At 64.7% G+C, this 17115-nt stretch carries 18 protein-coding genes and 2 tRNA genes; 8 read left to right on the top strand and 12 right to left on the bottom strand.

Going from position 1 to position 17115, the window contains the following annotated elements; genetic code table 11:
- The first annotated feature begins 22 nt into the window (after positions 1-22).
- The 3 genes from N4G42_RS12675 (at position 23) to N4G42_RS12665 (ending at position 1111) form a co-directional block, all read left to right on the top strand.
- A complete protein-coding gene (locus N4G42_RS12675) occupies positions 23-457 on the top strand; it encodes a MerR family transcriptional regulator (protein ID WP_056746443.1) in 435 nt (144 codons plus the stop codon).
- Positions 458-486: 29 nt separating this feature from the next.
- Positions 487-563, top strand: a tRNA-Pro gene (locus N4G42_RS12670).
- Positions 564-799: 236 nt separating this feature from the next.
- Entirely contained in the window at positions 800-1111 is a 312-nt protein-coding gene (locus N4G42_RS12665) for a single-stranded DNA-binding protein (RefSeq protein ID WP_056746726.1), read from the top strand.
- An 81-nt stretch (positions 1112-1192) separates the two neighbouring features.
- Here N4G42_RS12665 and N4G42_RS12660 read toward each other — a convergent pair whose 3' ends face one another.
- Positions 1193-1375 carry a hypothetical protein gene (locus tag N4G42_RS12660; RefSeq protein ID WP_056063784.1) on the bottom strand — a complete coding sequence of 61 codons (183 nt, stop codon included), beginning with the start codon at positions 1373-1375 and terminating at the stop codon, positions 1193-1195.
- A gap of 171 nt (positions 1376-1546) precedes the next feature.
- Between N4G42_RS12660 and N4G42_RS12655 the strand changes: the two genes are divergently transcribed.
- Positions 1547-1720, top strand: a complete 174-nt coding sequence (locus tag N4G42_RS12655) for a hypothetical protein (protein WP_260667400.1) — start codon at positions 1547-1549, stop codon at positions 1718-1720.
- A 36-nt stretch (positions 1721-1756) separates the two neighbouring features.
- On the opposite strand, the gene N4G42_RS12650 is transcribed toward N4G42_RS12655, so the two are convergent.
- The 6 genes from N4G42_RS12650 to N4G42_RS12625 form a co-directional block, all read right to left on the bottom strand.
- Positions 1757-1832, bottom strand: a tRNA-Thr gene (locus N4G42_RS12650).
- An 11-nt stretch (positions 1833-1843) separates the two neighbouring features.
- On the bottom strand, positions 1844-2851 hold the full coding sequence (locus N4G42_RS12645; protein WP_063460605.1) for a class 1 fructose-bisphosphatase: 1008 nt from the start codon (positions 2849-2851) through the stop codon (positions 1844-1846).
- 23 nt (positions 2852-2874) lie between these two features.
- Positions 2875-5631, bottom strand: coding sequence for an aminopeptidase N (gene pepN, locus N4G42_RS12640; RefSeq protein WP_260667398.1), 2757 nt, complete (start codon positions 5629-5631; stop codon positions 2875-2877).
- Positions 5615-6289 carry an HAD family hydrolase gene (locus N4G42_RS12635; protein ID WP_056746407.1) on the bottom strand — a complete coding sequence of 225 codons (675 nt, stop codon included), beginning with the start codon at positions 6287-6289 and terminating at the stop codon, positions 5615-5617. Before N4G42_RS12635 ends, pepN begins: the two co-directional genes overlap by 17 nt.
- 9 nt (positions 6290-6298) lie before the next feature.
- Positions 6299-7403 (bottom strand): peptide chain release factor 2 gene (gene prfB, locus N4G42_RS12630; RefSeq protein WP_099730502.1). Its coding sequence is split into 2 segments (ribosomal slippage): positions 6299-7321 and positions 7323-7403, totalling 1104 coding nucleotides; the frame shifts between segments, so codons are not numbered across the junction.
- A gap of 201 nt (positions 7404-7604) precedes the next feature.
- Positions 7605-8513, bottom strand: a complete 909-nt coding sequence (locus tag N4G42_RS12625) for an alpha/beta fold hydrolase (protein WP_260667397.1) — start codon at positions 8511-8513, stop codon at positions 7605-7607.
- A gap of 157 nt (positions 8514-8670) precedes the next feature.
- Here N4G42_RS12625 and N4G42_RS12620 point away from each other — a divergent pair, with 157 nt between their 5' ends.
- Entirely contained in the window at positions 8671-9732 is a 1062-nt protein-coding gene (locus N4G42_RS12620) for an aldo/keto reductase (protein WP_260667396.1), read from the top strand.
- 93 nt (positions 9733-9825) lie between these two features.
- On the opposite strand, the gene N4G42_RS12615 is transcribed toward N4G42_RS12620, so the two are convergent.
- Complete coding sequence (locus tag N4G42_RS12615) at positions 9826-11250, bottom strand: M20 family metallopeptidase (RefSeq protein WP_260667395.1); 1425 nt, start codon at positions 11248-11250, stop codon at positions 9826-9828.
- A 25-nt stretch (positions 11251-11275) separates the two neighbouring features.
- A complete protein-coding gene (locus N4G42_RS12610; RefSeq protein WP_260667394.1) occupies positions 11276-12274 on the bottom strand; it encodes a tripartite tricarboxylate transporter substrate binding protein in 999 nt (332 codons plus the stop codon).
- A 177-nt stretch (positions 12275-12451) separates the two neighbouring features.
- Between N4G42_RS12610 and N4G42_RS12605 the strand changes: the two genes are divergently transcribed.
- From N4G42_RS12605 to plsY, 3 genes are all read left to right on the top strand, one after another.
- Positions 12452-13411: a LysR family transcriptional regulator gene (locus tag N4G42_RS12605; protein ID WP_260667393.1), complete on the top strand. Its 960-nt coding sequence runs from the start codon at positions 12452-12454 to the stop codon at positions 13409-13411.
- A 71-nt stretch (positions 13412-13482) separates the two neighbouring features.
- Entirely contained in the window at positions 13483-13974 is a 492-nt protein-coding gene (locus N4G42_RS12600) for an aminoacyl-tRNA deacylase (RefSeq protein ID WP_056063754.1), read from the top strand.
- A gap of 57 nt (positions 13975-14031) precedes the next feature.
- Positions 14032-14724: a glycerol-3-phosphate 1-O-acyltransferase PlsY gene (gene plsY, locus N4G42_RS12595; RefSeq protein ID WP_260667392.1), complete on the top strand. Its 693-nt coding sequence runs from the start codon at positions 14032-14034 to the stop codon at positions 14722-14724.
- 35 nt (positions 14725-14759) lie between these two features.
- Here plsY and N4G42_RS12590 read toward each other — a convergent pair whose 3' ends face one another.
- Genes N4G42_RS12590 through N4G42_RS12580 form a run of 3 tightly spaced genes read right to left on the bottom strand, consistent with a single transcriptional unit; the run spans position 14760 to position 17053 of the window.
- Positions 14760-15779, bottom strand: a complete 1020-nt coding sequence (locus N4G42_RS12590) for an HD-GYP domain-containing protein (RefSeq protein ID WP_260667391.1) — start codon at positions 15777-15779, stop codon at positions 14760-14762.
- Positions 15780-15795: 16 nt separating this feature from the next.
- A complete protein-coding gene (locus tag N4G42_RS12585) occupies positions 15796-16566 on the bottom strand; it encodes a TIGR02281 family clan AA aspartic protease (protein WP_260667390.1) in 771 nt (256 codons plus the stop codon).
- Between the two features lies 1 nt (position 16567).
- Entirely contained in the window at positions 16568-17053 is a 486-nt protein-coding gene (locus tag N4G42_RS12580) for a YajQ family cyclic di-GMP-binding protein (RefSeq protein ID WP_056063745.1), read from the bottom strand.
- Between the last annotated feature and the right edge of the window lie 62 nt (positions 17054-17115).

Here is a 17115-nt window from a genome sequence, read left to right as displayed (position 1 = left end):
TTCCCGTTTGAACACGCATCTCATGGGCACCACCCTCCCTTCCATTCCCGCCAAGCGATACTTCACGATTGGTGAGGTTGCGGAGCTGTGCGGCGTCAAACCGCATGTTTTGCGTTACTGGGAGCAGGAGTTCACGCAGCTGCGGCCCATGAAGCGGCGTGGCAACCGGCGTTATTACCAGCACCATGAGGTGCTGATGATTCGCCGCATCCGTGATCTGCTATACGACCAGGGCTTCACCATCAGTGGAGCGCGCAATCGCCTGCAAGAGCTTGCACATGCTGCGCGAGAAGTTGTTGGGTCGGACGAGGCTTCTCTGCCGCAGGACGCAGAGCCACCCAGCATGCTGGTGGACAGCGCGCGCGACCTTTCTATTGTTGCTGCGGGCTTCTCCCTGGACTCCAACGCAGTGCGCCAAGAATTATTTGAAATTCGTGCGCTACTTTCTCTGAACTGAGCTTTTTCTGCATATAATATAAGTCTTGTCGGCGTGTAGCGCAGCCTGGTAGCGCACTTGCATGGGGTGCAAGGGGTCGCGAGTTCGAATCCCGCCACGCCGACCATTGATAGCAAAAGCCCAGAGCCGAAAGGTTCTGGGCTTTTTTGCTTTTCTCCTCCGCTGGTTTTAACGGCGTCAGCGTTGCGGTTCGGTGGTGGCGCATCGCTCCATGCACACACCGTGCCTGCGTGCCGTGCGTGCGGCGACTTCAGACGCCCTTGCCGGTGACATTGGCCATGCAGTGATTGCGGGGCCTGGGAGGGGCGCAACAACACGCCCACGATGGGCATGGAGACCTTCATGATTGATGGCTTGGTAGCCGGACGGCTTTACGGTGAGGCGGAGCGCCGCACGGACAAAGCGGGCAAGGCCTACACCTTGGCGAAGGTGAGAGCCAGCACGGCGGAGGGCGAAGTGCTTTTCATCAACGTCATCGCCTTTGACGAGGGTCTCTGCGCGTCACTTCACCAGTTGCGCGACGGTGATTCAGTGGCGCTTTCTGGCAGCTTGAATCCTCGTGTCTGGACGGACAAACAAGGCAACGCGAGGCCTGCGCTGGATATGGTGGCACACCGGTTGATCAGCCTGCCGCTCTCTGGCATCGAGCAGTAGGGCTATGCAGCGCAAGCTGTGTCATGGGATGACACGCGGAGCGGGGAGAGCCCACAAGCGCACCCGGACCGGGCGCTGTACCTAGCCTGTCTTGCGAGGGTTGCCTTTGGGCGTGGGCGCAAAGCCCAATGCCTTGAGCTCATCCTCGCTCATGTGTAGCTCTGTCAATTCGGGCTGGCGCGCCTCGATGGCTCGGCGCCGCTCGAAATTGGTGGGAGGACCTTTTTCTTCCTGGCGGCGATCCTTGCCAGTGCGGCGGTCCATGCTGCCTCTGCGTTCGACACTCATGATGGTGCTGGTAGTGGAGGTGTGAGACTTTGGTGTGCGGCCTGTTGCCAGTTGACCGGGCAACCTGTGGTGGCAAGCTGAAGCGCCAGTCTGCATCAGTTGCCAATGTTTGCAAATACCTAAGCTGCCATCTGGCGGATGCAACACATGTCCGACACCATTGTTGACGATGGCGGTGGGCTCACCGAGTGGCGGCGCTTCCTGTTGGCAATGCTGTATCGCATGTTCCGGCAGTGGGTTGATCTGCGCCACCCACTGGTCGCACCGCCTGTTCTTGTTATCCAGCGGTGGGCTGGGTTGTTGCTCCGGAGCGGCCAATGAAAAAGCCCTGACTCTTGCGAATCAGGGCTTTTCATTTGGTGCCGGAGAGATGAATCGAACACCCGACCTTCTCATTACGAATGAGCTGCTCTACCGACTGAGCTACACCGGCTTAGCCTTGGATTATAGCGTGGAATGGTAGCTGGTCACGCGCTCCACCTCATTTTTTGAGCCGAGGATCACGCTGACGCGCTCATGGAGCTGGGTGGGCTGGATATCGAGGATGCGTTGCTTGCCATTGGTGGCTGCACCACCGGCTTGTTCTACCAGCCAGCCCATGGGGTTGGCCTCGTACATCAGGCGCAGCTTGCCGGGCTTGTTGGGCTCGCGTTTGTCCCACGGGTACATGAAGACGCCACCACGGGTCAGGATGCGGTGCACGTCGGCCACCATGCTGGCGATCCAGCGCATGTTGAAGTCCTTGCCGCGCGGGCCTTCCTTGCCCTGCAGGCATTCGTCGATGTAGCGCTTCACGGGCTCGTCCCAGTGGCGCATGTTGCTCATGTTGATCGCGAATTCTTTGGTGTCTTCGGGAATGCGGATGTTCTCTTCGGTCAGCACGAAGGAGCCTTGTTCGCGGTCCAGCGTGAACATCGCCACGCCGTCGCCCACAGTGAGCACCAGCGTGGTTTGCGGGCCGTAGATGCAGTAGCCTGCGGCCACTTGCTGCGTGCCGGGCTGGAGGAAGTCGCCTTCCTCTACGCCCCGATCACCGTCGGGCTTCTTCAGCACGCTGAAGATGGTGCCGATGCTCACATTCACGTCGATGTTGCTGGAGCCGTCGAGGGGGTCGAACAGCAGCAGGTATTCTCCCTGTGGGTAGCGGTTGGGCACCAGATAGATGCCGTCCATTTCTTCGGACGCCATGGCCGCCAGGTGACCGCCCCATTCGTTGGCTTCGATCAGCACCTCGTTGGCGATGATGTCGAGCTTTTTCTGGATCTCGCCCTGCACGTTTTCGCTGCTGGCCGTGCCCAGCACGCCGCCCAGCGCACCTTTGTTCACGGCGTGGCTGATGCTTTTGCAGGCGCGGGCCACCACTTCAAGCAGCAGGCGCAGCTGCGAGGGGATGAGTCCGTCCACCCGTTGCTGCTCAACGAGGTAGCGGGTCAGGCTGATGCTTTTTGCCATGTCAGTCTCTTCTCGGTCGTGGTTTATTCGGCAAGCGCGCGGGTCACCACCTCGCGCACGTCGTTGGACAGGTCGGGCTTGGCGGCGACGCGGGCGATGGCCTCGCGGGCAGCGCTGCGCCAGGGGTCTGCCAGCTTCTTCCAGCGGTCGAGCGCACGCGCAAGGCGCGCGGCAACCTGTGGGTTGATGGCGTCCAGCTCGATCACGCGGTCGCTCCAGAACACGTAGCCCGCTGCGTCCGACCGGTGGAACGCGCCGGGGTTGGCACTGCAGTAGCTGAAGATCACACTGCGTGCGCGGTTCGGGTTCTTGAGGCTGAAGTCCGGGTGCGACATGAGCTGGCGCACGGCGGGCAACACGTTGCCGCCACGGTCCGGGGCGCCGGCTTGCAATGCAAACCACTTGTCGATGACCAGCGGCTCGTCCTTGAACATGGCGTGAAAGCGCGCCAGGGCAGGAGCGGCCAGCTCGCTGCCACTGGCTACCAGGGCGGTCAGGGCGTTGAAGCGGTCCGTCATATTGCCAGCCACCTTGAAGCGCTGGTAGGCCTTGCCAGGCCACACCACATCGCCTGTCTTCTGCGCGGCAATGCACAGCATGTGCAGCGCCAGGCCGCTGAGCGCTCGGCGGCCGGAGGAGACGGGGTCGGGGCGGTAGCCGCCGGTGTCCTGGTTCTGCTCCCAGGCAGTTTCCCAGTCGGACTGCAGCGCCAGTGCCAGCTCTTCGCGCATGGCTTCGCGCACCGCGTGGATGCGCTGCGGGTCCACTACGTCCAGCTGCTCGGCGATGTAGGTTTCGGAGGGCAACGTGAGCACCAGCTCCTTGAACGCTGCATCCAGGGCCGGGTTACGCAGCACGCTGCGCATGGCTTCCACAAACTCTGCAGACAGGATGGCTTGGTCAAATCGGTCGGTAGCGCTAGTTTTATATGCCTCGTCAGCTATTGTATTGATAGCAATCCGCAGTGCCAGGCGCTGGCCTGCTTCCCAGCGGTTGAAAGCGTCGGCGTCGTGCGCCAGCAGGGTGAGCAACTGCGCGTCGGTGTAGTCGATGTCCAGCACCACGGGCGCGCTGAAGCCGCGCAGCAGCGAGGGCACGGGTTCGGCATCCAGGTTGGTGAAGGTCAGGGTCTGCGATGCCTCGGTGAGCACCACCACGCGCGAGGTGGCGTGGGTAGCACCTTCTGCAGCGCCTTCGCCCGCAAGTTGCAGGGGCAGGGCGGCGCCGGTGCTAGCGTCAATCAGGCCCAGTTCGACGGGTATGACGAAGGGTTGCTTTTCGCTCTGGCCGGGCGTAGCCGCGCAGCTTTGCGACAGCGTGAGCGCATAGCAGCGTGTGGCGGCGTCGTAGCGGCCCGTGGCGCGCACGCGGGGCGTGCCGGCCTGGCTGTACCAGCGCTTGAACTGCCCAAGGTGCTGCGTGAGCGGGCTGCCCGGGTTGGCATCGGCAATGGCCTGCACAAAGTCATCGCAGGTCACGGCCTGGCCGTCGTGGCGCTCGAAGTACAGCTTCATGCCCTTGGCAAAGCCTTCGCGGCCCACCAGGTTGTGCTGCATGCGCACCACCTCGGCACCCTTTTCGTAGATGGTGACGGTGTAGAAGTTGTTGATCTCGACGTAGCTGTCGGGCCGCACCGGGTGGGCCATGGGGCCTGCGTCTTCGGGGAACTGGGCTGTGCGCAGCACGCGCACGTCTTCGATGCGCTTGACGGCGCGGGCCGAGGGGCTGCCCGCGAGGTCCATGCTGAACTCCTGGTCGCGGAAGACGGTGAGGCCTTCCTTCAGGCTCAGCTGGAACCAGTCACGGCAGGTGACGCGGTTGCCGGTCCAGTTGTGGAAGTACTCGTGGCCGACTACGCTTTCGATGTTGGCGAAGTCGGTGTCGGTGGCGGTGGATTCGCTGGCCAGAACGTACTTCGTGTTGAAGATGTTCAGGCCCTTGTTCTCCATGGCGCCCATGTTGAAGTCGCTGGTGGCGACGATCATGAAGCGCTCCAGGTCCAGCGGCAGGCCGAAGCGGGCTTCGTCCCAAGCCACGCTGTACATTAGCGAGTTCATGGCGTGTTCGGTCTTGCCCAGATCGCCGGGGCGCACGTAGACCTGCAGCAGGTGGTCGGTCCCCGAGCGGCTCTTGATCTTCTGCTCACGGGCCACCAGCTTGCCCGCCACCAGGGCGAACAGGTAGCAGGGCTTCTTGTGCGGGTCGACCCACTTCGCAAAGTGGCGGCCGTCTTCCAGGTCCCCGCTGTCCACCAGATTGCCGTTGCTCAGCAGCACCGGGTACTGGGCCTTGTCGGCGCGCAGTGTGACGGTGTAGCTGGCCATCACATCGGGCCGGTCCAGGAAGTAGGTGATGCGGCGAAAGCCCTCGGCCTCGCACTGCGTGAAGAATGTGCCCTGGCTCACGTACAGGCCCATGAGCTGCGTGTTCTTGGCGGGGCAGCAGGTGGTGAAGATCTCGAGCGCGAAAGGCTCGGAGCCTTCGGGCAGGTTCTCCAGCACCAGGCGGGTGCCTTCCATCTTGAACGATGTGCCCTGGCCGTTGACCAGCACGCGCGCCAGGTTCAGGTCGTCACCGTCGAGCTTGAGCGGCTGCGCGGCCACGTCGGGGTTGCGGCGCAGCGTCATGCGGTTTAGCACGCGTGTCTTGTTCGGGTCCAGGTCGAAGGTCAGCTCGACGCTGTCGATCCAGTAGGCGGGGGCGGTGTAGTCCTCGCGGCGGATGGCGATGGCCGGGGCCGCGCCGTCTCCGCTTCCGTCGGCTTTATGCAGTTGCAACATGGATGCTCTCCAGAAAGTCGGTGTTCATGAGTTCTGTGTAGTCGCGCACGGCGGCCAGCACATGGGGCCCGGCCAGTTGTTCGGGCGTGTGGGTGCTGCAGATGGCCACGGCACGCATGCCTGCGCGGCGCGCTGCCTCGATGCCGAAAGGCGCGTCTTCAAAGACGATGCAATGCTCGGGGGCTGCCGCGATGCGGCGTGCCGCCTCCAGAAAGATCGCGGGCTGGGGCTTGCCGGGCAGGCCCTCATCGCCACGCACGATGGCCTGGGGCGCGGGTTCCAGGCCCAGGTGGCCCAGTGCGAATTCCACGTTGCCGATGTCACCCGCGGTGCCCACCGCCACCTTGAGACCACGCGCGCGCACCTGGGCCGCAAACTGGCGAAAGCCCGCCACTTCGGAGAAACGCGGGGCGAACAGCTCGCGGTAGATGGTTTCTTTTTCGTGCGTGAGCGCGTCGGCCTCGTCCTGCGACACAGGGCGTCCCAACAGTTCCACGATGCACTCGGTGCCATTGCGGCCCGTGGTGCGGGCCATGAGGTCGGGCACGTCGATGTCCATGCCCCGGCGGCGTGCGAACTCGACCCACGCCTGGGCGTGCCAGGGCATGGAGTCGATCATGGTGCCGTCCATGTCGAAGATGATGGCGTCGGTGCGCATCCGCATCGCTCAGACGCCTTGCTTCAACGAAGCTTCGATGAAGGCGTCCAGGTCGCCGTCCAGCACCTTCTGTGTGGCCGAGATTTCAACGTTGGTGCGCAGGTCCTTGATGCGGCTGTTGTCCAGCACGTAGCTGCGGATCTGGTGGCCCCAGCCCACGTCGGTCTTGGTGTCTTCCAATTTCTGTTGCTCTTCCATGCGCTTGCGCATCTCGAAGTCGTACAGGCGGCTGCGCAGGCGCTGCCATGCCACGTCGCGATTGCTGTGCTGGCTGCGGCCGTCCTGGCACTGCACCACGATGCCGGTGGGGATGTGCGTGAGTCGCACGGCCGAGTCGGTCTTGTTGATGTGCTGACCGCCCGCGCCGGAGGCTCGGAAGGTGTCGGTGCGCACGTCGGCAGGGTTGATGTTGATCTCGATGGAGTCGTCGATTTCGGGGTACACGAACAGCGACGCGAACGAGGTGTGGCGGCCGCCCGAACTGTCGAACGGGCTCTTGCGCACCAGGCGGTGCACACCGGTTTCGGTGCGCAGCAGGCCGAAGGCGTACTCACCCTCGATCTTGATCGTGGCGCTCTTGATGCCGGCCACGTCGCCCGGGGTTTCTTCTTCGACCGTGGCCTTGAAGCCCTTGCGCTCGGCGTACTTGAGGTACTGGCGCAGCAGCATGCTGGCCCAGTCGCAGGCCTCGGTGCCGCCAGCGCCTGCCTGGATGTCCACAAAGCAGTTGAGCGGATCCGCCTCGTTGCGGAACATGCGGCGGAACTCCAGCTCTTCCACCGCTGCGCGCATCGTGGCGGCTTCCGACTCGATGGTCAAAAGGCCGGCTTCATCGCCTTCCTCTTTGCTCATCTCATACAGCTCGGCGTTGTCGGCCAGATCGCGGGTGAGCTTGTCCAGCGTGACGACCACGCTGGAGAGCGACTTTTGTTCCTTGCCCAGCTCCTGGGCCTTCTTGGGGTCGTTCCAGACGGAGGGGTCTTCCAGCGATGCGTTTACCGTGCGCAGGCGTTCAAATTTGGCATCGAAGTCAAAGATACCTCCGTAACTCTTGCGTGCGCAGAGCCAGGTCGCTGAGGGTGGTGCCGATGAGGTTGATGCGTTCTGCGTCCATGATTCTTGTCCTGCGTGTTCTGTGGAATAACCCGCGATTTTCTCATGGGATGGGCAGGTGCCCTGCGAATGCCCTTTGTGCCAGACCGCCGTCGGATCTGCACAGGCCGGCGGGTGGGCCCTGGGTGGCATTCATATCAAAAATGATAGCTGCTCCGGCAATATCCACTAGCGCTTGCGGGCGTCAGAACGTCAAATTTCCTCAGGCAGCATCCAAAAACGCTTCGATCAGCTGTGCCACCTGCTCGGGCTGGTCATGGTGCAGCATGTGGCCTGCGTCTTGCACAACGGCCGTGCTGCAGGTGCGCACATGGGTCAGGCGCTGGTGGTATTCGTCCAGGGTGTACCGGCCGTTCCACCACTGGCCCAGGCTGTCGCCACTGGCCTCGATGGCCAGCACGGGTGCGGTAATGCGCTCGTAGATGGCCAGGGCTTCGTCCGCGCGGTACAGCTGCGCACTGGTGATCTTGTGGGCGGGGTCACCCAGGATTTCCCACTGCCCCTGCGCGTTGGGCCGCGCCCAGTGCTGGGCCAGCCATTGGGCCTTGTCTTCGGACAGGCGGGGGTTGGTCTTCATCAGGCGGCGGGCGACGCCGTCGGCGCTGTCATAGGTCTTGAGTTCCTTGGTGCCCTGGTGCAGCTGCTTGATCTCGTCGATCCATTGCGCGTAGCGCGTGGGCGCCTGCGCGGGGCGTGTGGCGGGCAGGCCAAAACCTTCCAGGTTGACGAGCTTGCGCACGCGCTCGGGCCGCACACCGCCGTACATCATGGCCACGTTGCCGCCCATGCTGTGGCCCACCAGGTCGATGGCTTCGCCGGGGGCATAGTGGTCCAGCAGCAGGTCCAGGTCGGCCAGGTAGTCGGCAAACACATAGTGGTCTACCGGTGCACCGGTGGTGAGGCCAAAACCGCGCCAGTCCGGCGCGATGATGCGGCGTGGTTGCCGCAGCGCGTCCACCGTGAACTGGTAGGAGGCACTAACGTCCATCCAGCCATGCAAAAGCACCAGCGTGGGCAGGTTGCTGTGCTCGGGGCCCCAGTGGCGGACGTGGTAGTTGAGGTGCCGCAGCGCCAGTGTGCGGCTGCGCGAAGGGGTGAGGACTTGGTACATGCTGTGCCAATGTTACGTTGCCGCCACGCTGGCGGGGCGCCCTGCGGTGTCACCAAGGAGTCCGGCGTCCGGCAGGTTTTGGCGATCGCTTGTACCATCGCCAGCCGGGGCCGTAGCAGGCCCTGCTTACTTTCCCACCTTCTGGAGCCTTCACCGCATGAACACCGTCCGCTTGGGTCAGAGTGACCTGCTTGTCACCCCCATTTGCCTGGGCACCATGACCTTCGGCGAGCAGGTCAATGAGGCCGACTCGCATGCCATCCTGAGCCAGTCGCTTGCGCGCGGCGTGAACTTCATCGACACGGCCGAGATGTACGCCGTGCCCGCCAAGGCCGAGACCTTTGGCGCCACCGAGACCATCATCGGCAACTGGTTTGCCAAGAACCCTGGCGCGCGCCAGAAGCTGGTGGTGGCGACCAAGGTGGCCGGCCCATCGCGCGGCATGCCCTGGGTGCGCGAGGGCAAGGGCATGACGGCGGCCGACATCGTGGCGTCGTGCGAGGCCAGCCTGCGCCGCCTGCAGACCGATGTGATCGACCTCTACCAGATCCACTGGCCCGAGCGCCATGTGCCAGCGTTCGGCAACCTGTATTACGACCCTTCCAAGGAAACCTCGCAAACCCCCATCCGCGAGCAGCTGGAAGCGCTGGCCGGGCTGGTGAAGGCGGGCAAGGTGCGCTACATCGGCCTGTCAAACGAAACCCCGTATGGCGTGCACGAGTTCGTGCGCCTGGCCGAGCAGCACGGCCTGCCGCGTGTGGCCACGGTGCAGAACCCGTACTGCCTGATCAACCGCACCTGGGAAAACGGACTGGATGAAACCTGCCACCGCCTGGATGTGTCTCTGCTGGCCTATTCGCCCCTGGGTTTTGGCCTGCTGACGGGCAAGTACGACGAAAGCGGCATTGCTGGGCCCAATGCCCCGCAGGGTGCGCGCATTGCATCGTATGAATCCGTGCGCAAACAACGCTGGGGCCGCCCCGAGGCGCTGGAGGCATCGCGCCGCTACAACGCACTTGCCCGCGCCAACGGCATGACCCCCACGCAGATGGCGCTGGCGTTCTGCTACACCAAGTGGCAAGTGGCCAGCACCATCATCGGCGTGACGTCGGTGGCGCAGCTGGAGGAAGACCTGAATGCCTGGGGCACCACGCTGTCGCCCGAGGTGCTGAAGGCCATTGACGCTATCCGCTGGGAGCTGCGCGACCCTGCGTTGTGACCGGGGGCAGGGCGTGGCCCTGCGAATAGGCAAGATCAAACCAAGGGGCCGTGCAGGCCCCTTTGTTTTTCTGCGAGTTTGTGCGCGCTGCTGTCAGGCAGTTGCCTCCTGCCGGGTGGTGCGCCCTTCAACCCACGGTGTCCCTTGGGGCTCGCCCAGGTCCCAGAACAGCCCGGCCATCACCGCCAGACCTTCTCGTGCCACGGGCGCCAGCAAATGTTCGTTGGGCGCATGCTGGGCGCAGGCGGGGTACGAGTGCGGCACCCACAGCGTGGGCAGACCGAGCTGGTCGGCAAAGATGTCGTTGGGCAGCGAGCCTGCCAGATTGGGCAGCAGCGTGGCGGGTTGGCCTGCGCTGGCCTGCAGCGAGGCCATCGTCCAGTCCACCCAGGGGTTGTGCAGATCGAGCCGCGTGGCGCCGCAGTGCATGCCCATGGTGATCTCGACCTGGCTGAAGCCATGCGCATCCAGGTGTTCGCGCAGCGTGGCCTGCACGTTCTGCCAATCGGTGCCCACCACAAAGCGCAGCTGGCAGTGCGCCACGGCCTGCGCGGGGATGGCGTTGATGGGCCGCTGCGCGTTACCCGCGCCCAGCGCCAGCACCTCCAGCGTGTTCCAGCCCACCAGCTGCTCTGCGGGGGTCAGGCCGGGCTCGCCCCAGCCGGGGGTGAGCGCGGGGTCATCGGCGCCGGCGCCAATCACCACATCTTTGAGGGCAGTGCGCAGCTTGTCGGGCACCGCAGGCGGCAGCAGGCCTTTGACGAGGATGCGGCCCTTCGCGTCCACCAGCGTGGCCAGGGCGTGCGTGAGCACGGTGGCCGGGTTGGCCAGCACGCCGCCCCAGTTGCCGGAGTGGTAGGCCTTGTCGCGGCTGCGCACCGCGAGAGAGAAGTTGATGGCTCCGCGTGAACCCAGGAAGAGGGTGGGGTGGCCCGCGTTCACGCGGGGGCCGTCGCTGGCCAGAAAAAGGTCGGCCCTCAGCGCGTCACTGTGCTGCTCGCAGAAGGCGGCCAGGCCGGGCGAACCCGCCTCTTCGCCCATCTCCATGAGCAGCGTCACGTTGTAGCCCAGGCGGCCGCCCCGGGCCTCGATGGTGTGGGCGAGTGCGGCCAGGCTCACTGTGTGCTGGCCTTTGTTGTCGGCCGTGCCTCGGCCATACCAGCGCTCGCCTTCGATGGTGAGCTCCCAGGGCGAGAGGCCCTCGCGCCATTGCGCGTCCTGTCCGTTGACCACATCGCCGTGGCCGTAGGTGAGCACGGTGGGGAGCGCAGGGTCTTCCACGCGGCGGGCCACCAAGAAGGGGCCGCCTTGTGGCGACGGGTTGTCGAGCACCTCGCATTCAAAACCCAGGGGCGCGAGCCAGGGCGCCATTTCGTCGGTGAGGTAGGTGTGCAGTTCGGGCGGCACCTTGCCAGTGTCGCTTTCGGTGCGCCAGGCCACACGGCGGCGCAGGTCGGTGGCAAAGCGGCCATCGTCAAAGTAGCGCTGGACGTCTTGAATCAGTTGTTGGCGGTTCATCGTGCAGGTCCTTGTTGGGTGTTCGTCAGTCCACCACGATCTTGGCGCGGTGGGCCAGCGCGCGGTAGCGGCCGATCTCGTCATCGATCATCGCGCGCGTGGCCACCGGCCCCAGGTGCACGGGTTCCATGCCCTGGGTGCGCATCTGTTCCTGCATGCCACTGTCGCGGGTGACGGCTTCCACCTCGGTCACCAGCTTTCGGATGACAGACTGTGGCGTCTTGGCGGGGGCGGCGATGGCATACCAGGCGTCGAACACGGCGTCTGGCAGTTTGAGTTCCTCCACGGTGGGCACCCCCGGCAGCATGCTGGAGCGCGACTTGCCCGCAATGGCCAGGGCGCGCAGCTTGCCGGCCTTCACTTGCGGCGCCGCAGCTGCCACGGTGTCGATACCTAGCTGGATTTCGCCGCCCATGAGGGCGATCAGCGACTGGCTGCTGCCCCGGTAGGGCACGTCCTGCAGCTGGATCCCGGCCGCCTGCTCCAGCAGTGCGCCCGCCAGGTGCGGGCCAGAGCCGGAGCCGAAAGTGGCGTAGTGGATGCTCTTGGGCTTTGCCTTGGCTGCGGCGATCAGTGCGTTCAGGTCCTTGTACGGCGCGCTGACGCTGACGACCAGCACCAGGGGGGCCCGGGCCACGGTGGCCACGGGCACGAGGTCCTTGGCAGGGTCGTAGGGCAGCTTGCTGCGCAAGGCAGGGTTGACCGTGTAGCTGGTGGAGCCCGAAACCAGCAGCGTGTAGCCGTCGGGGTCGGCACGCACCACGGCTTCGGTGCCGATGATGGTGGAGGCACCCGGCTTGTTGTCGATCACCACCGGCGTGCCCAGGCGGCTGGCCAGCTTCTGTGCGAGCGCGCGTGCCACCACGTCGGTGCCGCCACCGGGCGGGAAGGGCACCACCATGCGCACGGGGCGCTGGGGCCAGGCGTCGGCAGGGGCTGCTGCCTGGGCGCAGGCCAGGCTGGCATGGCCGACAAGAACTGCCAGGGTGGCAGACAGGAAAGAGGCTCGAACAAGGCGTTTCATGCGGACTCCGGTGATAGGGCCCCGACAGCGGGCGGCGTGGGAGCAATGGCCACGTGGCGCCCGCGCAAGGGCATGGGTGAATTGGAGCCTCAGGCCATGCAAGATGGATGCTGGTTTACCATTGCTCGGAATAGAGATTTGGCAACTGACCATTGCCTTTTTGTGATTTAAACAGCCATGGCCATTTCACTGCTCAGCCTGCCCTTGCGCTACTTTCTGGAGGTGGCGCGCACCGGCTCTGTCAACCAGGCCGCGCAGCGCCTGCACGTGGCCGCTTCGGCCGTGAGCCGGCAGCTGGGCAAGCTGGAAGACAGCCTGGGTGTGGTGCTGTTCGAGCGCCAGGCGCGCGGCATGAACTTGACCGAGGCGGGCACCCGCCTGCTGGCCCACGCCAGTGCACACGATGCGCAGGCGCTGGAGCTGGTCGAGCAATTGCAGGATCTGTCGGCCCAAGGTGCCCTGCGGGTGCGGCTGGCCTGCACCGAAGGGTTTGCGGCAGCCTTCATGCCGCTGGTCATGGGCGGGTTTCGGCAGGCGTACCCGCAGGTGCAGCTGCAGTTGCAGGTGGCCGTGCCGCAGGAGGTGTCGGCCCTGGTGCTGCGCGGCGAGGCCGATCTGGCGCTGAAGTACAGCACGGCGCCCGAGAAGGGCCTGCAGGTGCTGCACTCGGCCATCGCACCCATTTATGCCGTCATGCCCGCACAGCACCCGCTGGCGCGCCAGCGCAGTGTGAGCGTGGCTGACGTGGTGCGCTACCCACTGCTGCTGGGGGCCGCCAACACCACGGGGCGGCAGCTGTTTGACCTGAGCTGTGCGGTGCAGGGCCTGCGCTATGTGCCTGCTGTGGAGAGCAATTTTTCGTCGGCCTTGTTGCCGCTGCTGAGCGGGCAGGACGTGGTGCTGGCCAGCTACCTCACGGCGGCGCGCTGGGTGGAGGCGGGCCTGCTGGCTGCCCGGCCATTTGACGAAACCCAGCTGCAGCAACGGCGCCTGCAGGTGCTGGCAGCCGAGGGCCGTAGCCAGTCCGCCCTGGTGCAGCAGTTCACGCAAGCGCTGGTGATCGCCATCGAGGAATACGGCAAGCGCAAGGTCGGGCGGCGCCGCAAGGCTACCCCAGCGCCTGCCTCGGTGTTCTGACACATTGCCGCAGATTCCAGCACGCTCACATTTGGATACGGATACCATCGGTGCCCTATCCGCACCACACCATGGCCAAGAAAGAACACGTTTCCGAGACCCAAGCCACCCAGCTGCTCAAGGCGAACAAGGTGGCGTTCACCGAACACCCGTATGAGTACCTGGAGCACGGCGGCGCGATGCACAGCGCCGAGGTGCTGGGTCTGGACCCGTTCACCGTGGTCAAGACCCTCGTCATGCAGGACCAGGACGCCAAGCCGCTCCTGGTGCTGATGCATGGCAACCGCAAGGTCTCCACCAAGAACCTCGCACGCCAGATCGGCGCCAAGTCGGTCGAGCCCTGTGCACCCGAGGTCGCCAACCGGCACAGTGGCTACCTGGTGGGGGGGACGTCTCCGTTTGGCACGCGGCGCACCATGCCGGTTTACATCGAAGAAACCATCCTCGCGTTGCCCCGCATTGCTATCAACGGCGGGCGCCGGGGCTTTCTGGTGCAGCTGGACCCGCAGGTGTGTGTGCAGTTGCTGGGCGCCAAACCGGTGCAGTGCGCGCTGGCAGAATAGGCCGCCGCGCGATACAGCCCGTCAGAAGGCTGACCATTTGATTTCCAAGGAGTTGCTTTGACCGCCGTCTATCCCGTTCTTGCCACCGTGGCCGCCTACCTGCTGGGCTCGCTGTCGTTTGCCGTCATCGTGACGCGTGTCATGGGCCTGAGCGATCCGCGCACCTATGGCAGCAAGAACCCCGGCGCCACCAATGTGCTGCGCTCGGGCAGCAAGGCGGCGGCCATCGTGACCCTGCTGCTCGATGCGATGAAGGGCTGGCTGCCCGTGGCGCTGGTGATGTGGTTTGGCCACCCCTATGGGCTCGAAGACGGCACCGTGGCGCTGGTGGGGCTGGCCGCTTTCCTGGGGCACCTGTGGCCAGTGTTCTTCCGGTTTGAGGGCGGCAAGGGCGTGGCGACGGCACTGGGCGTGCTGGTGGGCATCAGCGGTTGGCTGGGTCTGGCCACGGCGGCTACCTGGCTCATCATTGCGTTCTTCTTCCGCTACTCGTCGCTCGCCTCGTTGGTGGCCGCCGCGTTTGCTCCGGTGTATTACCTGCTGGTGGATGGCGTGGTCTGGTATGCCGAAGGCACGATTGCAGCCTCGATCGTGGTGATGGCGCTGCTGCTGGCCTGGCGGCACCGCGAGAACATCCAGCGCCTGATTGCCGGCACGGAATCACGCCTGGGCAGCAAGAAGGCGAAACCTGCCGAGGGTGAAGTGAGCGCCAAGGCAAAGCCCGCAGCAAAAGCCAAGGCCAAACACTGATGTAGCCACGCGTCCGGTTGGGCGCGTGCCCTGTGTCAGAGCGCGCCGGGCGCCGTCACCAGCCCGCGCAGCCCCGCGCTGTGCTGCGCGGCGTACAGCCCCAGCCGCACCATGGTGCGGTGGTTGAGTTCCAGGCTCACTGCGGACCGGGCCAGGGCCGACTGGATGCGGGGCTTGCCGCTCGCGGTCTGGTACAGGCTGGGCTGGCTGCGGTGGTTGCCGGTGCTGTCCAGCAGGCTGGCCACCAACGGGTGGTTGGCCTTGTCGCTGCGGCGCAGCACGATGGCGGTTTCGCCGTTGTCCAGTTTGACAAACGTACCTGGGGGGCACAGGCCGATAGAGCGCACCAGGGTGTAGCTGACCTCGTCGCGCTGGTCCACCTCTTGTCCCACGATGGCACGCACCGAATCGGTGGCGCTGCGCCCGGCGCGGGATTTGCGCGGGCTGATCATGGCGGCATACCGGTCAATGGTGCCGAGGATGCGGGTGAGCCGGTCTATCGGCTCCTGGTTGGCCAAAGGCACGCGTTCGGCAATGCTGGCATGGTGTTGCCCCACCACGTCCAGCCAGAGCGGATCGTTGATGAACAGGCGTTCCAGCAGCAGCATGCTGTCTTCGGGGTGGCTCTTGATGGCCTCCTGCTGCTCTACCGTGGGGCGCTCGCGCTGCACGGCCAGTTCGTCCTGCAGGGTCGTCATGCCAATGTTCATGGTGAGTGCCGCACGCACCAGGCTGTCGCGCTCACGCTGCGGCAGCTTGAGCTCCAGCGCCATGATGTGGCACAGCGTGCCGCACACCAGCGCGTGCGATGCGCTGTAGCCCACGGTGGATGTGGAGGCATGCTGGAACATCAGGTACAGCGCCGCGTCGATGTCGTGCGCCACCAGGTCTTGCAGCCAGGCATCAAACTGCCGCACCTTGCCCGGAAAGTCCTGCACTTGCAGCGGCCGACTCAGCAGCACCGACAGGGCCGACTCCAGGTCGGACCAGAGGCTGAGCAGGTCTTCGTACTCCCCTTCGGAGTGCGCGTGGGTGGAGGAGGGGTGTGCGGACATTGCGGGTGTACAGGCGTCAGTGGCGCTTTTCGAGCACCATCTGGTCGTTGGTGCGGGTCATCTGGAACTCGTTCAGGAAGCTGTTGCCCAGCAGCACATAGGGCATGGGCTGCGAGGTGATGATGGCCTCTACCCCAAAGACCTCGACGTCGCCGATGCGGATGGAGTCGAGCTTCATGCGCCAGCCCTGGGCGACGCCATTGGCAGTGTTCACGCGCACCGGCTGGCCGCTTTGGTAGTTGAGGCCCATACGCTCTGCATCCGGCCGCCCGATGGCGACGGTGGAGGCCCCGGTGTCCACCATGTACTGCATCACCTGCCCGTTGATGGTGCCGCTGTTCACAAAATGGCCTCTGCCATCTGCCACCAGCAAAATGCGTTTGCCGCTGCCACTGCGTCCGCCCACGCTCACGGGCGCCTCGCCCAGTCGCAGTGTGCGCCGTGCGCCCTGGATCTCCACGGTGGCTTCGTCCTTGGCGACGGCGATGACTTTCACCCCCTGGAACTCATCCCCAGCGCCCACCGCCTTGGGCGGGTTGGCATTCACCACGATCAGCGCCTTGCTGCCCAGTACACCCGCCAGCGCCACAGCCTGCGCATGCGCCCAGGTGGGGCCCAGCAGCAACCCGATGCACAGGGCGAGGAGGCGCTGATACCGGCGCAGCCCTGGTGAGAGCAGCCGCGCAAGGACCGCCCCGCCGCGCTGGCGGCGTCCCCCTGCCTGCAGCGCTCCGCGCTGCGAGAGCGGGGGGAGGGCCCGCAGGACCTCAGCGGGGTGTCGCTTCATATCAGTCGCGGAAGTTGTCGAACGACAGCGGCACGTCCGTCACATCCTTGCGGATCAAGGCCATGGCGGCCTGCAGGTCGTCGCGCTTGGCACCAGTCACGCGCACCTTGTCTTCCTGAATAGCGCCTTGCACCTTGAGCTTGCTTTCCTTGAGCAGCTTCTGGATCTTCTTGGCCAGCTCGCTCTCGATGCCGTTGCGCACCTTGATGACCTGCTTGACCTTGTCGCCGCCCATTTTCTGCACATCGCCCATGTCCAGAAAACGCACATCCACGCTGCGTTTGGTGAGCTTGTTGCGCAGAACATCTTCAATCTGGGTGAGCTGGAAATCAGCATCGCCGATCAGCGTGATGTCCTTGTCCTTGATCTCGATGCTGGCAGAGGTGCCCTTGAAGTCGAAACGGGTGGCGATTTCCTTGGCGGTGTTCTCGACGGCGTTTTTCACTTCAACCAGATTGGCTTCGCAGACGGTGTCAAAAGATGGCATGGTGGGTCTCTATCTCGGGGAAAACAGGTGCAGATATGGGGGCGGATCGCAGGGAGCCAAAA

The organism is Acidovorax sp. K2F, from assembly GCF_025246485.1.
Lineage (GTDB): Bacteria > Pseudomonadota > Gammaproteobacteria > Burkholderiales > Burkholderiaceae_C > Acidovorax > Acidovorax delafieldii.
This window is presented reverse-complemented; position numbering and strand designations above follow the sequence as displayed.

Excerpts from the sequence above, each read along its gene's own strand:
- N4G42_RS12675 (WP_056746443.1), top strand. The coding sequence starts at position 23 with ATGGGCACCACCCTCCCTTCCATTCCCGCCAAGCGATACTTCACGATT.
- N4G42_RS12665 (WP_056746726.1), top strand. The coding sequence starts at position 800 with ATGATTGATGGCTTGGTAGCCGGACGGCTTTACGGTGAGGCGGAGCGC.
- N4G42_RS12660 (WP_056063784.1), bottom strand. The coding sequence starts at position 1,375 with ATGGACCGCCGCACTGGCAAGGATCGCCGCCAGGAAGAAAAAGGTCCT.
- N4G42_RS12655 (WP_260667400.1), top strand. The coding sequence starts at position 1,547 with ATGTCCGACACCATTGTTGACGATGGCGGTGGGCTCACCGAGTGGCGG.
- N4G42_RS12645 (WP_063460605.1), bottom strand. The coding sequence starts at position 2,851 with ATGGCAAAAAGCATCAGCCTGACCCGCTACCTCGTTGAGCAGCAACGG.
- pepN (WP_260667398.1), bottom strand. The coding sequence starts at position 5,631 with ATGTTGCAACTGCATAAAGCCGACGGAAGCGGAGACGGCGCGGCCCCG.
- N4G42_RS12635 (WP_056746407.1), bottom strand. The coding sequence starts at position 6,289 with ATGCGCACCGACGCCATCATCTTCGACATGGACGGCACCATGATCGAC.
- N4G42_RS12625 (WP_260667397.1), bottom strand. The coding sequence starts at position 8,513 with ATGTACCAAGTCCTCACCCCTTCGCGCAGCCGCACACTGGCGCTGCGG.
- N4G42_RS12620 (WP_260667396.1), top strand. The coding sequence starts at position 8,671 with ATGAACACCGTCCGCTTGGGTCAGAGTGACCTGCTTGTCACCCCCATT.
- N4G42_RS12615 (WP_260667395.1), bottom strand. The coding sequence starts at position 11,250 with ATGAACCGCCAACAACTGATTCAAGACGTCCAGCGCTACTTTGACGAT.
- N4G42_RS12610 (WP_260667394.1), bottom strand. The coding sequence starts at position 12,274 with ATGAAACGCCTTGTTCGAGCCTCTTTCCTGTCTGCCACCCTGGCAGTT.
- N4G42_RS12605 (WP_260667393.1), top strand. The coding sequence starts at position 12,452 with ATGGCCATTTCACTGCTCAGCCTGCCCTTGCGCTACTTTCTGGAGGTG.
- N4G42_RS12600 (WP_056063754.1), top strand. The coding sequence starts at position 13,483 with ATGGCCAAGAAAGAACACGTTTCCGAGACCCAAGCCACCCAGCTGCTC.
- N4G42_RS12590 (WP_260667391.1), bottom strand. The coding sequence starts at position 15,779 with ATGTCCGCACACCCCTCCTCCACCCACGCGCACTCCGAAGGGGAGTAC.
- N4G42_RS12585 (WP_260667390.1), bottom strand. The coding sequence starts at position 16,566 with ATGAAGCGACACCCCGCTGAGGTCCTGCGGGCCCTCCCCCCGCTCTCG.
- N4G42_RS12580 (WP_056063745.1), bottom strand. The coding sequence starts at position 17,053 with ATGCCATCTTTTGACACCGTCTGCGAAGCCAATCTGGTTGAAGTGAAA.